Below are 16,565 nucleotides of genomic sequence, written 5' to 3'. Positions count from 1 at the left end.
GAACGTGGATGGCCGGGACAAGCCCGGCCATGACGATAATCGATCAGAAGATCCGCGAGAACAGCACGTAGAGGCTGGCCGACAGCATGATCGCGCAGGGCAGCGTCAGCACCCAGGCCATCAGCAGGTTGCGGATGGTCGACCATTGCAGGCCCGAGCCGTTGGCCGCCATGGTGCCGGCGACACCCGACGACAGCACATGCGTGGTCGAGACCGGCAGGCCGAACACGTCGGCGGCGCCGATCGTGGCGGCGGCGACGAGCTCGGCGGAGGCGCCTTGCGCGTAGGTGAGGTGGCTCTTGCCGATCTTCTCGCCGACGGTGATGACGATGCGCTTCCAGCCGATCATGGTGCCGAGGCCGAGCGCGATTGCGACCGCAATCTTCACCCAGGTCGGGATGAATTTTGTGGCGCTGTCGAGCGAGCCCTTGTAGGCGTTGAGGGTCGCGACCTCGTCCTTGCTAAGGTCGTTCTCCTTGTCCTTCATCAGGAAGCGGATCGCTTCCGAGGTCAGGTACATGTCGTTGCGGGTGTTGCCGACGGCTTCAGCCGGCACCTTGTTCAGCGAGCCGAACTTTGCGACCTGCTCGCCGACGTCCTTCACCAGCACCGCGAGCGAGGGATAGGTGCCCTCGTTGATGTGGCGGAGCGCGATGTATTGCGTCACGGCCGGGCGGGGATCGCCGATGATGCTGTGGCCGGCGCCTTTTGCCGCGATCACCTTGGAAGCGGCCTCCGAGGTCTTCTGGAACTGGGCGATCTGGGATTCCGGAAGTGCGCGGTTCAGCGCATAGGCGGTCGGCACGGTGCCGATCAGGATCAGCATGATCAGGCCCATGCCCTTCTGGCCGTCGTTCGAACCGTGCGCGAAGCTGACGCCGGTGCAGGTCGCGATCAGCAGACCGCGGATCCAGAGCGGCGGCGCCTTGTTGCCCTCGGGGGCTGCATAGAGCGACGGGTTGCGCACGATGAACTTGAGCAGCAGCAGCAGCGTGGCGGCGCAGATGAAGCCGAACAGCGGCGAGAGCAGCAGCGCGTAGCCGATCTCGGTCGCCTTGGTCCAGTCCACGCCCGAGGTGCCGTCGCGGCCGCGCATGACGGCGTTGGCGATGCCGACACCGATGATCGAGCCGATCAGCGTGTGCGAGGAGGAGGCCGGCAGGCCGAAGAACCAGGTGCCGAGATTCCACACGATCGCGGCGATCAAGAGCGCGAACACCATGGCGAAGCCCGCGCTGGAGCCGACCTGGAGGATCAGCTCGACCGGCAGCAGCGAGACGATGCCGAAGGCGACCGCGCCGGAGGACAGCAGCACGCCGAGGAAGTTGAAGAAGCCCGACCACATCACGGCAACTTCGGCCGGCAGCGAATGGGTGTAGATCACGGTCGCGACCGCATTGGCGGTGTCATGGAAGCCATTGACGAACTCGAAGCCGAGCGCGATCAGCAGCGCGACGAACAGGAGGATGTAGGGCAGGTAGGTCGTCACCCGCACGCCGGTCGCATCGACGTCCGCATAGATGCTGTAGGCGACGAACAGCAGTCCCGCGGCGAGGATGCCCATGAACAGGATGAGCGTGAGCGGGTTGAAACCCTTGTCGAGATTGGGTCGCGAGGCCGGCTGTACCGGTGCCGGATCGACCATGCCTGGATTCAATGTGATGTCGGTCATGCGAAACGCCCCCTACTTTTCTGATGGGGCCATTTTCACCGACGGATTTGAAGGTGGGATGACAGGGGGCGCCCGAGGGGCGGTTTCCCCCTGTCTTCAGGCCGCGCGCGGGGTTTTCGCCTGCAAGCCGGCGGCGATCCTGAGGTCATCGACGAAGCGTTGATATTCCAGCTTCTTGGCTTCCTCGTCCGGCAGCCGCAGCAGATAGGACGGGTGCACGGTGACCAGCGCCTTGCGGCCGTCGGCAAGGTCGATCAGCCGGCCGCGATTCTTGCCGATCGGCATGATCTTGCCGAACACGCTTTGTGCGGCGGTCGCGCCCATCGCGACGACGAGGGCGGGATCGATTACTGAGATTTCCCGTTCATACCATTGCCGGCAAGCCCTGATCTCCGGCGTATTCGGCCTCTGGTGCAGACGGATCTTTCCGCGGGCTAAGAATTTGAAATGCTTCACCGCGTTGGTGACGTAGACCTTCTTGCGATCGACCCCGGCCTCTTCCAGCGCGCGGTCGAGCATCTGGCCGGCCGGTCCGACGAAGGGATGGCCGGCAAGGTCTTCCTTGTCGCCGGGCTGCTCGCCGACCAGCATGATGGTGGCGTTCTTCGGCCCCTCGCCGAATACGGTTTGCGTGGCGTCCTTCCACAGCGGGCAGGCGCGGCAATGGGCGGCCTCCTCGCGGAGTGTTTCCAGATTATCGGCGGCGGGCTTGCGTGCCATTGATGTCTCCGCGCGCGGGATCATCCGTCCGCCGGTCCAGCGCTCGGCGTCGGAAAGCAGAGGTTCAAGTATCGAAGCCTCCGGCAGGTTCCTCCGTCGCTTTCCGGGCGCGTCCACCGATGATGGCTTTGCCTGAAAATGGCGGCGCCAGGTTTCCTCCAATTTGCTCGGGGCCGGCATCTCCATCTGGTTGATGCCCGGCGTGAAGGTAACAGCGTGACCATCCCAATGGGCGCAGACATCAGGCGTGAGGATCGACCAGGGCATGTCGGCAAAGCGCCGCGCGAAAAACGGTGCGGTGAATTCGACGATGTGATGCTCCGGCGCGAACCAGGCGGCGTAATGCGCCTTGTGCTCGCGTCCGATCTCGCGGAAGCGGACGATTTCGCGCATCCGCTGCGCATCGCGCCGCACGGCATTGACCATCGCGCTCGCCTGCGCCACGTCGGGATCGGTCATCGCCGCGAGCAGATCATGGTCGGCCTTCAATCGCCACAGCAGGCGATAGAGCAACGCGAAACGTTCGTCGTCGCGATGCAGGATCGCGATCCGCGCGAGCTCGATGAAATTGGCCGGCACGCTGAACGTGGTTTCAGTCTCGACCGGTGGAAGATTTGATGCTTCGGACAGGCCTGATGGCACCTGGTTTTGACCCCTTACCGTCCAGGTCACGTCCGCCGGATCGATCCGATGAAGCGCTAGCGACCGCGCGGCCGTGCGCCAGCCGTCGAAATCCGTCTCGCTGGTCAGAATGATGAGCTGCATGGCGTTGAATCCCTTTGATTCCGCTCATGAATCCGCAGAGGCGCCAATTCGATTGACTCTCATGGGCCTGTTAGCTTTATATTAGAACATATCATGAACAAATGAACCAGCCGGTGGTTCTGCTTTTTGAGCCCCGGCGACCCATCCCTGAAGGAGCGGCGAGCATGAGCGGCGCACGTGGAAGCGCGCTTGCGGCTTTGCGCGGCCAGATCGAGCGCATCGAGACGTCGGATGCCGCGCATCATCACGATCGCGTCGCGCTCGGCCACCCGGAAGCCGATCGCGTGCTGCAGGGCGGGCTTGCCCGCGCGGCGATCCACGAGGTGTTTTGCGAAGGACGCCAGGGCACGGCCGCAACGGGGTTCGTGACGGGGCTTGCGGGCCGCGTGTCGGCGCGCCGGCCGCTGCTGTGGGTGCGTCAGGACTTTTCTGAATTGGAAGCGGGCGCGTTGTCGATGAGCGGGCTCGCCGAGCTCGGCCTCGATCCGCGCCGTGTGGTGATGGTGCGTGCCGCCGATGCGGAGGCCGCCCTGCGGACAACGGCCGACGCGCTCGCCTGCGATGCGCTCGGCGCCGTCGTGCTCGAGCTCTGGGGTGAGGCGAGGCAGTTCGATCTCGTGGCGAGCCGCAAGCTGACGCTTGCCGCACAGGCTTCAGGCGCAACCGGGCTGCTGCTGCGGATGGCGGCAAACCCGTCGCCATCGACGGCCGAGACAAGATGGATGCTGCGCGCGGCGCATTCGCCGCCGGGCTCAGTCTGGAGTGCCTGGGGCGCGCCGATGTTCGATGCCGAGCTCGTGCGCAATCGTCATGGCCCGGTCGGGCGGTGGATCATGGAATGGAAGTGTGATGAGTGCCAATTCAGTGAACCGTCGGCGTATCCTCAGCCTGTGGCTGCCGCGCCTGCCCATCGACCGCATCAAGCGGGTTTTGTCGGGGAGCAGCGCCGCGCCAGCTAGCGATGAAGCGAGCATCGTTGTTGCAAAGGAAAGCAACGCGCTCTCGATCTATGCGCTCGACGAGGCGGCCTCGCGCCTCGGCCTGCATATCGGCCTGCCGCTGGCCAATGCCCGCGCCATCTGTCCTGAATTAAAAGTGTTCGACGCCGATGTCGTGGCGGATGCCAAGACGTTAGGGGATATCGCCGACTGGTGCGATCGCTTCACGCCGCTGGTGGCGCTCGATCCGCCGCACGGGCTGTTTTTGGACATCACCGGCTGCGCGCATCTGTTCGGCGGCGAAGCTGCGCTGTTGCAGGCACTCGTTCGTGCGTTGGCGCGGCAGGGCTTTGCCGTCAGCGCGGCGATTGCCAGCACCTCGGTGTGCGCGCGTACGCTGACGCGTCAGGCCTCCGGCACCATCGTCGCCGACGGCGCGGAAGCGGAGGCGATCGGCGCATTGCCCGTATCCATGCTCGGCGCCGACGAGGCCATCACGACGGGGCTGCGTCGCGCCGGGCTCAAAACAATCGGCGATGTCGCCTCGCGCGCGCCGCATGAGATCACCGCGCGTTTCGGCGCGCGGTTTTCCACGTTGCTCACGCATGCGCTGGGGCAGGGCGATGCACCGATCAATCCGCGAAAGCCGCTGCCCGATTACATCGTGGAGAAGCGCTTTGCCGAACCGATCGCGACCGACACCATGATCGCGATGACGCTGTCGCGGCTTGCCGACACGCTTGTTACCTCCATGGAGAAGCAGGGCAAGGGCGCGCGGCGGCTGGAGGCCTCGTTCTTCCGCACTGACGGCGCGGTGCGGTCGATCATGGTCGAGACCGGGCGGCCCGTCACGAAAAGCGCGATCATCGATCGTCTGTTCCGCGAGCGCCTCGATGCGCTCGCCGATCCCCTCGATCCCGGTTTCGGTTTCGACATGGTCCGCCTGTCGGCGAGCCGCACCGAGATCGTGGTGCAGGAGCAGCGCGATCTCGATTCCCATGTCCATGACAATGACGAGCTCGCCGCGCTGATCGACCGCATCGCCGCGCGCATCGGCGGAAAGCGCGTCGTCATGCACCTGCCGCAGGATACGCATATTCCGGAGCGCGCGGTGCTGGCCGTATCGGCGCAGCATCATCTCGCCGCCGCGACCCAGGCCGAGTGGCCCGCGCGCACCGAGAGCGAGCCGCCGCTGCGCCCTTTGCGGCTGTTCGAGCGGCCCGAGCCGATCAAGGTGCCGTTCGCGACCGTGCCGGACGGGCCGCCGCACCAGTTCACCTGGCGGCGCGCACTGCATGCCGTGGTGCGGGTGGAAGGGCCCGAGCGCATCGCCATGGAATGGTGGAAGCAGGATGGCAAACAGTTCACGCGGGATTATTTCCGCGTCGAGGATGCCGAAGGCCTGCGGTTCTGGATTTTTCGCGACGGCCTTTACGAGGGTGAGGTGTTCGACGACGAAGGCAAGCCGATGTCTCCCGGTTGGTATGTACATGGGCTGTTCGCATGAGTGCGCCTGCCTATGCCGAGATCGGCGTCACCACAAACTTCTCGTTCCTGCGCGGCGGCTCGGATCCGCGCGCCTATGTGCACCAGGCCGCCGTCTTGGGGCTGCCTGCGATCGGCATTGCCGATCACAACACGCTCGCCGGAATCGTGCGCGCCTACAAGGAGCTCGATAATTCCGAGCTGCCCTACAAACCAAAGCTCCTGATCGGCGCGCGCATCGTCTTCATCGACGGCACGCCCGACATCCTCGTCTATCCCTGCGATCGCGCCGCCTATGGCCGGCTGTGCCAGTTGCTCACGAAAGGCAAGCGCGGCGACAATATCGAACGCATTGAGAAGGGCGAGTGCCATCTCCGCTTCGATGATCTCCTGGAGTTTGCCGAAGGCCAGCTTCTGATCCTGACGCTGCCGCATCGCTTTGAAGCTGGGAGAGCGCTGGACGTTCTCTCAAGGCTGAAGACGAGCCGCGCCGAAGGCGTGTGGCTGGCCGCAAGCCTCGTCTATCGTGGCGACGACAAGCGCCGCCTGGCCCTGCTTCATGCGCTCGCAGCCAAGGCCGGTGTGCCGCTGCTGGCAACCAACGAGGTGCTCTATCACCACCCTGCGCGCCGCCCGTTGCAGGACGTGCTGACCTGCATCCGGGAAAAGACCACGATCGAGGCGGTCGGCAAAAAGCTCCAAGCCAATGCCGAGCGCTTTCTCAAACCTCCGCAGGAAATGGCGCGCCTGTTCCGCGACCTCCCGGAGGCGATCGCGGAGACCATGCGCTTCGCCGATAAAATCGTCTTCTCGCTCGATCAGCTCAAATACCAGTATCCGGACGAGCCAGTGCCGCCGGGCAAGACCGCGCAAGGGCATCTGGAAGATCTGACCTGGGCGGGTGTGCAAAAATATTTTGGCGGCAAGATATCGGACACGCTGCGCGCCACGTTGAAGAAAGAGCTCGCGCTGATATCAGAGCTGAAATACGCGCATTACTTCCTCACCGTGCACGACATCGTGCACTATGCGCGCAGCCAGAACATTTTGTGCCAGGGCCGCGGCTCGGCGGCGAATTCCGCCGTATGCTACGTGCTCGGCATCACCTCGGTCGATCCGACCAAGGTCGATCTGCTGTTCGAGCGCTTCATCTCCAAGGAGCGGCTGGAGCCGCCGGACATCGACGTCGATTTCGAGCATTCGCGGCGCGAGGAGGTGATGCAATATGTCTATCGCCGCTACGGCCGTCATCGTGCCGCGATCATTGCCACCATCATCCATTATCGCCCGCGTAGTGCCATCCGCGACGTTGGCAAGGCACTCGGGCTGACGGAGGACGTCACTGCCGCGCTCGCCGACACCGTCTGGGGAAGCTGGGGCAAGGGCCTCAACGACATGCAGGTCAAGCAGGCCGGACTCGATCCCAAAAATCCCATGATCAGCCTCGCGGTCGACCTTGCGACCGAATTGATCGAATTTCCGCGTCACCTCTCGCAGCATGTCGGCGGCTATGTGCTGACGCAGGACCGGCTCGACACCTATGTGCCGATCGGTAATGCCGCAATGGACGACCGCACCTTCATCGAATGGGACAAGGACGACGTCGACGCGCTCAACATGATGAAGGTCGACGTGCTGGCGCTGGGCATGCTGACCTGCATCCGCAAATGCTTTGACCTGATCGCCGATCACAAGGGTGAGCGCTACGTGCTGGCCAGCGTCCCGCAGGATGACAAGAACGTCTACGACATGCTGTGCCGCGGAGAATCGCTCGGCGTGTTCCAGGTCGAGAGCCGTGCGCAGATGAACATGCTGCCGCGCCTGAAGCCGCAAACTTTCTACGACCTCGTCATCGAGGTCGCGATCGTGCGTCCCGGACCGATCCAGGGCGACATGGTGCATCCTTATTTGCGGCGGCGGAACGGGGTCGAGAAGGAGAATTATCCGTCACCGTCGCCCGATCACGGCGAGCCGGACGAGCTCTACAAGGTCCTGCACAAGACGCTCGGCGTGCCCCTGTTCCAGGAACAGGCGATGCGGATCGCGATCGAGGCGGCAAAGTTCACCTCGGAGGAGGCCAACGGCCTGCGCCGCTCAATGGCGACGTTTCGCAATGTCGGCACCATCGGCAAGTTCGAGGAAAAGATGATCGGCAACATGATCCGGCGCGGTTACGACCCGGAGTTTGCCAAAAACTGTTTTGAGCAGATCAAGGGGTTTGGCTCCTACGGCTTCCCGGAGAGCCATGCCGCGAGCTTTGCCCAGCTCGTCTATATCTCGTCCTGGCTGAAGCATTATCATCCCGATGCGTTCTGCTGCGGGCTGCTCAATTCGCAGCCGATGGGCTTTTACGCCCCGGCGCAGATCGTCGGCGATGCCCGCAAGAACGGCGTCGAGGTGCGCCAGATCGACGTCTCCCACAGCTTTGCGCAGAACACGCTGGAGGAGGGGAGCGGCAAATACTGCGCTGTGCGCCTGGGGTTCCGCCAGATCGACGGCTTTCACTGGCTGGATGAAGACGAGGAGAGACTGAAACTCTCTCAACTGTCATTCCGGGGCGCGCGAAGCGCGAACCCGGAATCCATCGGGCCGCATACGCCTGGCGGAATGGATTCCGGGTTCGACGCTGACGCGTCGCCCCGGAATGACCGGGAAGACTGGGCCGACCGCATCGTCGCCGCCCGCAACCGCCGTCCCTTCACCTCGCTCGAAGACTTCGCCCGCGACACCGGCCTGCCCAAGCGCGCGTTGATCCTGCTTGCGGACGCCGATGCGTTCCGCTCGCTCGGGCTCGACCACCGCGAGGCGCTGTGGCAGGTGCGGCGCTTGCCCGACGATGTGCCGCTGCCGCTGTTCGAGGCCGCCACAGCCCGCGAGCAGCCGGACGAGCATGCAAAGCCGCTGCCGGTGATGCCGCGGCCCGAGCAGGTGGTCGCCGATTATCAGACCATCCGCCTGTCGCTGAAGGGGCATCCGATGGAATTTTTGCGGGAGATGTTCACGAAGGAGCGCGTGATCCCCTGCACGGACGTCTCGCACAGGAACGACCGTCGCCGCGTCCGCTGCGCCGGCGTGGTGCTGGTGCGGCAGCGGCCGGGCAGCGCCAATGGCGTCGTGTTCATGACGCTGGAGGACGAAACCGGCATCGCCAATATCGTGGTGTGGCCGAAAGTGATGGAGCAGTACCGTAAAGAGGTGATGGGCGCGCGCCTCGTCCTGGTCGAGGGCTATATCCAGAGCAGCCCCGAAGAGGTCACGCATCTGGTGGCCCAGCGCATGATCGACCGCTCGCACGATCTGATCGGCCTTGCCAATGACGCGCTCACCCGCAAGCCGCCGGTGCCGGCCGGTCCCGCGCTGATCGAGCCGCTCAACGACGACCGCCGCGACCACGCCGATACGCCCGCGCAGAAAATCCGCCACCCCCGCAACGTCCGCATCCTGCCGCCGTCACGGGATTTTCATTGAGGCTTGCCACGACGACAGATCTATCACCGTCACCCTGAGGTGGCCGCTTCTTCAGCGGCCCTCGAAGGGCGACGGCCCGGCTGCATCCGAGCCGTTCATCCTTCGAGGCTCCCCATGCGACGCGTCGCGTCGCACGGCTCGCGCCTCAGGATGACGGATCGACGATGACGCGAGTGTCTAAAAATTCACCCGGTTCGAGATCGCGCCATCCACGACGAGATTCGACCCCGTCGTGAACGACGACACCGGGCTCGCCAGAAACACCGCCGCGTTCGCGATCTCTTGCGGCGTCGCCATCCGGCCCAATGGATTGCGGCGCATTGCATCCTCGTAGCGCTTGGGCATGTTCTGCTCGACCATGTTCCAGACGCCACCCTTGAAATAGACCGTGCCCGGCGACACCACGTTGACGCGGATCTTCTTGGCCGCATATTGCCGCGCCAGTCCCTTGGCCATGTGGATCAGCGCTGCCTTGATCGGACCGTAGGAGCTGGCCGCGTCGGCTTGCGCGGCTGATATCGACGAGATGATGACGAAGGCGGCATCGCCGGTCTTTTCGCCGCTGGCTTCAAGGAAGGGGCGCGCAGCCTCGAACGCATGCACGGCGCCGAGCACGTCGAGCCGAAAGTTCTGCTCCCACGATGCGGGATCGCCGCCTTGCGCCATCGCGCCGGCATTGGAGAACAGCATGTCGACGCTGCCCAATTCCTTGGCGACGCCGTCGATCCAGGATTTTAGCGCGGCGCCGTCGGTGATGTCGACCGAGGCGCCCGTTGCGCTGATACCACTCGCCTTCAACTCGGCCACCGTGGCCGCCACCTGATCCGCATTGCGCGCGCAGACCGCGACATTGGCGCCTTCGCCCGCCAGCGTCGCCGCAATAGCCCGCCCGATGCCACGCGTGCCGCCCAGGATGACTGCGTTTCGTCCCTTGAGACCGAGATCCATTTTTGATTTTCCCTTTTTGTTTGTCGCAATGACTACGGTTGTTGTCGGCACCATGCTTCCACAACGTCGTCCCGGCTTTCGCCAGGACGACACGGGATGTGTATTGACCCTCACTCCGGCGCCGCACCCACCGGCGGGCCGCCGGGTGGGCGGTGCAGGAAGGTGATGGTGAAATAGGCGCCGAGCCACGAGCCGAGCGCGGCAAACGCCACGTACATCCAGTTCTCGGTGTAGCTGATCACTGCATAGGATGACAGCACATACCAGATGCTGCTCCAGGTCGCCGCCGGCACGCGCTTTCGTGCCACCACGGCCGAGGTGAACATGACGTAGACGGCGTCGGTCAGCGCGGTTGCGAGCAGCACGCCACCCGCGGTGAGGGGATCGATGGCAGCCATTGCCTTCCTTTCCATGCTATGAGACGCGGCAGGCTAGAGCATGATCCGGAAAAGTGTGAAGCGGTTTTCCCTCGCGACAAACGCGGAACGCGTTTGCGCGGAGATCATGCTCAAACAAAAAGCTAAAGCACGATGGCGCTTTAGCGGGAGGAAAATGGCAATGCAAAGCGCCGCCGCGATCCTGAAGGCGATCTGGACGGCCGCGGGCGGCGAGCCGGCCGCGCTCGAGCGCGTGGCGCTCACCGGCGAGGAGCCGCAACTGCCGTCGTCGTTTCGCGTCGCCGTGGCCGCCCAGGTCAGTGTCGCGGCTGCGGGACTGGCCGCCGCCGAAATCTGGAAGCTGCGCAGCGGGCAGGTGCAGGATATCGCCGTCAACATGCGTCACGCCGTGGCCGAGTGCCGCTCGGAACGTTACCTACGCGTCGACGACAAGCCGCCGCCACCGGCGTGGGATGCGATCGCCGGCGTCTACAAGACCGGCGACAACCGCTTCGTGCGCTGTCACACCAACTTTCCCCATCATCGTGACGCCGTCTGCAACGTGCTCAACTGCAAGCCGGAGCGCGAGCAGGTGCAGGCTGCGCTGATGCAGTGGAAGGGCGAGGATTTCGAGACCGCGGCCTATGCGGCCGGCGGCGTCGTTGCGTTGATGCGCTCGCATGACGAATGGTCGGAATTGCCGCAAGCGCAGGCGCTCGCAAAGCTGCCGCTGATCTCGATCAAAAAGATCGGCGACGCCCCGCCAAAACCGTGGCCTAGAGGTGATCGTCCGCTCTCCGGCGTCCGCGTGCTCGATCTCTCCCGTGTGATCGCCGGCCCCGTCGCCGGACGCACGCTCGCGGTCCACGGCGCGGATGTGCTGCTCGTCTCGGGCCCAAATCTTCCCGCCATTCCCTGGCTCACCATCGACACCGGGCGCGGCAAGCTCACGACCTTCATCGAGCTCAAGCGCGAGGAGGGGCGCAAGCAATTGCGCGACCTGCTCGCCGACGCCGACATCTTCTCACAGGGCTATCGTCCGCGCTCACTTGCCGCCCTCGGCTTCGCGCCGGAGGACGCGGCGAAGCTCAATCCCGGCATCGTCTACGTCACGCTCTCGGCGTATGGCCATGCCGGCCCGTGGGCGGAGCGGCGCGGCTTCGACTCGCTGGTGCAGACCGCGACCGGTTTCAATCACGCCGAGGGAGAGGCCGCCGGCATCGACGGTCCCAAGGAGTTGCCTGCGCAGATGCTCGACCACGCTACCGGCTATCTGATGGCGTTCGGCGCCATGATCGCGAAGGCGCGCCAGGCTCGCGAAGGCGGCAGCTGGCATGTGCGTGTATCACTTGCGCAGACAGGCCGGTGGTTGTGGAGTCTCGGCCGTCTCGCTGACGGGTTGAAGGCTGAAGAGCTGACCAGCGAGGCTGTACATCTCTCGTTCATCGAGCCCATGCCATCAGGCTTCGGGGCGTTGAGGGCGGTTACGCATTCAGCTGTTCTGTCGAAGACGCCGGCGCGATGGGCGCATCCGGCGATGCCGCTCGGCAGTCACCCGCCGCAATGGCCTGCGCGTTAAGGTCGCGCGTGCAGTGCGGCATATGTCAAAATTTTAACACAAAGCGAGAAGGGGCTCGCGTTTTAAGGGTTGTTTGAACTAACAATTCAGCACTATTAGCGCGACCGATGAGGCAGTCATTTTGCCGCAATCATCGCAGACATGACCGGGGCCCATGGTAGCTGAAAATACCAAGCAATTGCAGGTATTTACCAAGCAGCGGATGATCGCATCCGTAGTTCTACTGGCGCTTGCCGGTGGCGCTGCCTATGGCTTCCTCTTTGCCGGCGGAGCCAAGGAGAAGAACCACTCCGAGATCTCCAGCCAGTCGCGCAAGAACGCGCAGAACTTCACGCCGACCGCCTCCGAATGGGCGACGCTGACCATCGAGCCCGTGAAGAAGAAGGCCTTCCGGGCCGAGTATGTCACCGAAGGCAAGGTGGCTGTCGACGAGGATCGCTCGACCCCGGTGTTCTCGCCCTATGCCGGCCGGGTGACCAAGCTGCTCGCCAAGCCCGGCGAGAGCCTCCGCCAAGCCCAACCGCTGTTCACGATCGAGGCCGCCGACACGGTGCAGGCCCAGAACGATTTCATCGCGGCGATGACCGCGCAGAACAAGGCGAAGTCGGCGATGGAGCTCGCCGACATCCAGTTCAAGCGCGCCAAGGACCTCTACGAAGGCCGCGCCATTCCGCTGAAGGACTATCAGCAGGCCGAGACCACCCAGGTCCAGGCCCAGAACGACATGCGCTCGTCGATGACGGCGCTGGAAGCTTCGCGCAACAAGCTGCGCATCCTCGGCTTCACCGACGAGGCGATCAAGGCTTTCGGCGACAAGGGCGCCATCAATCCCGAGATCACGATCTATTCGCCGATCGCGGGCACGGTCGTGCAGCGCAAGATCGGCCCCGGCCAGTACGTCAATTCCGGCGCCAGCGATCCGGTCTTCGTGATCGGCGACCTCTCCACCGTTTGGCTGACGGCCTTCGTGCGCGAGAGCGATGCCGCCTCGGTCTGCATCGGCCAGGACATCACCGTCAACGTCATGGCGCTGCCCGGCCATCCGCTTACCGCCAAGATCAACTACGTCGCCGCTGCGATCGATCCCAACACCCGCCGCCTTCTGGTGCGCGCCACCATCGACAACAAGGAAGGCCTGCTCAAGCCGGAAATGTTCGCCAATGTGACGATCTATTCCGCCGGCGACCGCGCAGCGCCCGCCGTGCCGAAGCAGGCCTTGATCTACGAAGGCGACCAGGTCCGCATCTGGGTCGCGCGCGAGGACAAGTCGGTCGAGCTGCGCCACATCAAGATCGGCCTCGTCAACGGCGACCTCGTCGAAGTCACAAGCAATCTGAAACCGGGCGAACAGATTGTAACCAAGGGCAGCCTGTTCATCGACCGCGCGGCCTCCGGCAGCTAACGCATGATCCGGGAAGGCGAGTAGCGGTTTTCGACAAGATTATGCGCCGTCAGGACTGCCGCGCGCGCAAAGAAAAAACTGAGCTGAATGGACCGCCTCGTCGCCCTTGCCGTCAATCGCCGTTACCTCATGGTCGGCATGTTCGTCGCCGTGCTGATCGGTGGCCTGATCGCGTTCAACCAGCTCAACATCGAGGCCTATCCCGATCCGACGCCGCCGATGGTGGACGTGGTGACGCAAAGCCCGGGCCTCTCGGCCGAAGAGATCGAACGCTACATCACCATTCCGATCGAGACCCAGGTCGCGGGGCTGAAGAACCTCACGACCATCCGCACCATCTCGCTCTACGGCCTCTCCGACATCAAGCTGCAGTTCTCCTTCGCCTACACCTATGATGAGGCGCTGCAGCAGGTGTTGAACCGCCTGGCGCAGCTCGCGCCCTTGCCCGGCAACGTGCAGCCGCAGATCTCACCGCTGAGCCCCATCGGCGAAATCTTCCGCTACCGGCTCGTTGGTCCGCCGAACTACAGCGTGCTCGATCTCAAGACGATCCAGGACTGGATCCTGCAGCGCCGATTCCGCGCCGTGCCCGGCGTGATCGACGTCACCGGCTGGGGCGGCAAGACCAAGACCTATGAGCTCCAGGTCGATTTCAACAAGCTGATCGCCAACGGGCTGACGCTGCCGCAGATGCTGCAGGCCGTGAGCAATTCAAACGTCAATGTCGGCGGCAACACCGTCAATATCGGCTCGCAATCGGCCGTGGTGCGCGGCGTCGGCCTGATCCGCTCGATCGACGATCTCGCCAACACCATGGTCGCGCAAACCGGTGGCAACCCGGTGCTGGTGAAGGACGTCGCGACCGTGACCGTCGGCGAGAAGCCGCGGCTCGGCATCGCCGGCCTCGACGACGACGACGACATCGTGCAGGGCATCGTGCTGATGCGGCGCGGCGAGCAGAGCACGCCGACCATCAAACGCGTCGAGCAACTCGTCCACACCATCAACAACTCGTCCATCCTGCCGCCGGGCGTGCGCATCGAGCGCATCTACGACCGCAAGGACCTGATCGACCTGACCACCCACACCGTGCTGCACAATATGGTGGTCGGCATTATCCTGATCGTGCTGCTGCAGTGGTTGTTCCTGGGGAACATGCGCAGCGCGTTGATCGTCGGCGCCACGATTCCGTTCGCGCTGTTCTTCGCTGTCATCATCCTGGTGCTGCGCGGGGAATCGGCGAACCTGCTGTCGGTCGGCGCCATCGACTTCGGCCTGATCGTGGACGCCACCGTCATCATGGTGGAGGCGATCTTCCGCCGCCTGACGCAGACGACGCCGCTCCACGAATACGAGCACATCTCCCCCGAAACCATCATGGGCATGAAGAGCCATGCCATCCTGAGCGCGGCCGCCGACGTGTCGCGCTCGATCTTCTTTGCCGCCGCCATCATCATCGCGGCGTTCCTGCCGCTGTTCACGCTCTCGGGCGTGGAGGGCAACATCTTTGGCCCGATGGCGCGCACCTACGCCTATGCGCTCGCGGGCGGATTGCTGGCGACCTTCACGGTGACGCCGGCGCTATCCGCGATCATCCTGCCCGCGCATGTCGAGGAGACCGAGACCCGGATCATGATGTTCCTGCACCGGATCTACATGCCGGTGCTGAATTGGGCGGTCACCAACCGCAACATCGTTCTCGGTGGTGCGATCGGTCTCGTGCTGATGACGATCGCGATCGGCCGGCTGCTCGGCCTCGAATTCCTGCCCAAGCTGGAAGAAGGCAATCTCTGGATCCGCGCCACGCTGCCGCCGACGATCTCGCTGCAGGAGGGCAACACCTACGTCAACGAGATGCGCAAGGTGATCGCCGCGCGGCCCGAGGTCGAGTCCGTGGTGTCGCAGCACGGCCGTCCCGACGACGGCACCGATGCTGCCGGTTTCTTCAATGCCGAGTTCTTCGCGCCGCTGAAGCCCGCGAGCACCTGGCCGAATACCCGCAGCAAGGAAGAGCTGACCGCGCAACTGTTGAAGGCGCTCGACGACCGCTTCCCCGGCGTCGAGTTCAACTTCTCGCAATATCTCCAGGACAACGTCTCGGAAGCCGTCTCGGGCGTGAAGGGCGAGAACTCGATAAAACTGTTCGGCGGCGATCTCCAGGCGCTCACCGACACCGCCGCCAAGATCAAGTCGGTGCTGTCGACCGTGCAGGGCGTCACCGATCTTGCGGTGTTCACCTCGCTCGGCCAGCCGACCATCCAGATCGACATCAACCGCGCCAAGGCTGCGCGCTACGGGCTTGCACCCGGCGATATCAACGCCACCATCAAGGTCGCAATCGGCGGCGACAGCGCGGGCGACCTTTACGAGCCCGGAAGCGACCGCCACTTCCCGATCATCGTTCGTCTCGCGCCGGAATACCGCAAGAGCGCCGAAGCGATTCAGAACCTGCGCATCGGCGCGCCCGGTCCGAACGGCACCATCACGCAGATCCCCCTCAGCGAGGTCGCGTCCATCAGCCTGGTCTCAGGCGCGGCCTATATCTATCGCGAGCAGCAGGAGCGCTATCTGCCGATCAAGTTCTCGGTGCGCGAGCGCGACCTCGGCAGCGCGATCCGCGAGGCGCAGGCCAAGATCGCCGAGCAGGTGCAGTTGCCACCCGGCTCGCACATGGAGTGGGTCGGCGAATTCGGCAATCTCCAGGACGCGATCCGCCGTCTGTCGATCGTGGTGCCGATCTCGCTGGCGCTGATCGGAATCCTGCTCTGGCTCAATTTCGGCTCGATGACCGATACGCTGCTCGCCATGAGCGTGATTCCGATGGCGATCTTCGGCGGCGTGCTCGGGCTCGTCATCACAGGCACTGCCTTCAGCGTCTCCGCGGCGATCGGCTTCATCGCGCTGTTTGGCATCGCCGTGATGGACGGCATCATCATCATCTCGCAGTTCAACCAGCTGATCGAGGAGGGGATGGACCGCATGACCGCGGTGGTGCGGACCGGGGAATTGCAGCTCCGGCCCGTGCTGATGACCTGCGTGGTCGCCGGCGTCGGCCTTCTGCCGGCTGCGCTCTCGGAAGGCATCGGGTCCCAGGTGCAGAAGCCGCTCGCGGTCGTGGTCGTCACCGGCATGATGCTGGCGCCGGTCGTGATCCTCGTGACCCTGCCGGTCCTGATCTCCTTCTTCTCGCGCCGCGCCCGCTGATTCCGGC

10 protein-coding genes are annotated in these 16,565 nt (G+C 64.2%); 6 read left to right on the top strand and 4 right to left on the bottom strand.

Features of this window, described 5'->3' with window-relative positions; translation table 11 throughout:
• Positions 1–43 precede the first annotated feature (43 nt).
• Both KUF59_RS29485 and KUF59_RS29480 read right to left on the bottom strand, forming a co-directional pair.
• Positions 44–1,672 carry an inorganic phosphate transporter gene (locus KUF59_RS29485; RefSeq protein WP_212455700.1) on the bottom strand — a complete coding sequence of 543 codons (1,629 nt, stop codon included), beginning with the start codon at positions 1,670–1,672 and terminating at the stop codon, positions 44–46.
• Between the two features lie 96 nt (positions 1,673–1,768).
• The gene (locus KUF59_RS29480) at positions 1,769–3,157 is read right to left on the bottom strand and encodes a UdgX family uracil-DNA binding protein (RefSeq protein WP_212455699.1); all 1,389 of its coding nucleotides are present in this window, start codon (positions 3,155–3,157) and stop codon (positions 1,769–1,771) included.
• A gap of 164 nt (positions 3,158–3,321) precedes the next feature.
• Between KUF59_RS29480 and KUF59_RS29475 the strand changes: the two genes are divergently transcribed.
• Genes KUF59_RS29475 through KUF59_RS29465 form a run of 3 tightly spaced genes read left to right on the top strand, consistent with a single transcriptional unit; the run spans position 3,322 to position 9,048 of the window.
• Positions 3,322–4,116, top strand: a complete 795-nt coding sequence (locus tag KUF59_RS29475) for an ImuA family protein (RefSeq protein WP_212455698.1) — start codon at positions 3,322–3,324, stop codon at positions 4,114–4,116.
• A complete protein-coding gene (locus KUF59_RS29470) occupies positions 4,007–5,602 on the top strand; it encodes a Y-family DNA polymerase (RefSeq protein WP_212455697.1) in 1,596 nt (531 codons plus the stop codon). The genes KUF59_RS29475 and KUF59_RS29470 overlap by 110 nt, the downstream gene beginning before the upstream one ends.
• Positions 5,599–9,048 (top strand): error-prone DNA polymerase, encoded by a 3,450-nt coding sequence (locus KUF59_RS29465; RefSeq protein WP_212455696.1) that lies wholly within the window; start codon positions 5,599–5,601, stop codon positions 9,046–9,048. Before KUF59_RS29470 ends, KUF59_RS29465 begins: the two co-directional genes overlap by 4 nt.
• Before the next feature lie 177 nt (positions 9,049–9,225).
• Here KUF59_RS29465 and KUF59_RS29460 read toward each other — a convergent pair whose 3' ends face one another.
• Together KUF59_RS29460 and KUF59_RS29455 are read right to left on the bottom strand one after the other, a co-directional pair.
• The gene (locus KUF59_RS29460; RefSeq protein ID WP_212455695.1) at positions 9,226–9,996 is read right to left on the bottom strand and encodes an SDR family NAD(P)-dependent oxidoreductase; all 771 of its coding nucleotides are present in this window, start codon (positions 9,994–9,996) and stop codon (positions 9,226–9,228) included.
• Positions 9,997–10,106: 110 nt separating this feature from the next.
• Positions 10,107–10,394, bottom strand: a complete 288-nt coding sequence (locus KUF59_RS29455; RefSeq protein WP_212455694.1) for a hypothetical protein — start codon at positions 10,392–10,394, stop codon at positions 10,107–10,109.
• 160 nt (positions 10,395–10,554) lie between these two features.
• Here KUF59_RS29455 and KUF59_RS29450 point away from each other — a divergent pair, with 160 nt between their 5' ends.
• The 3 genes from KUF59_RS29450 to KUF59_RS29440 all read left to right on the top strand — a co-directional run bounded on the left by KUF59_RS29450 (position 10,555) and on the right by KUF59_RS29440 (position 16,558).
• Positions 10,555–11,952 carry a CoA transferase gene (locus KUF59_RS29450; protein WP_212455693.1) on the top strand — a complete coding sequence of 466 codons (1,398 nt, stop codon included), beginning with the start codon at positions 10,555–10,557 and terminating at the stop codon, positions 11,950–11,952.
• 154 nt (positions 11,953–12,106) lie between these two features.
• Positions 12,107–13,354: an efflux RND transporter periplasmic adaptor subunit gene (locus tag KUF59_RS29445; protein WP_212455692.1), complete on the top strand. Its 1,248-nt coding sequence runs from the start codon at positions 12,107–12,109 to the stop codon at positions 13,352–13,354.
• An 87-nt stretch (positions 13,355–13,441) separates the two neighbouring features.
• Positions 13,442–16,558 (top strand): efflux RND transporter permease subunit, encoded by a 3,117-nt coding sequence (locus tag KUF59_RS29440; protein WP_212455691.1) that lies wholly within the window; start codon positions 13,442–13,444, stop codon positions 16,556–16,558.
• Positions 16,559–16,565 lie beyond the last annotated feature (7 nt).

The organism is Bradyrhizobium arachidis, from assembly GCF_024758505.1.
Taxonomy (GTDB): domain Bacteria; phylum Pseudomonadota; class Alphaproteobacteria; order Rhizobiales; family Xanthobacteraceae; genus Bradyrhizobium; species Bradyrhizobium manausense_C.
The sequence above is the reverse complement of the archived record's forward strand: the minus strand, read 5'-3'. Positions and strand labels throughout refer to the sequence as shown.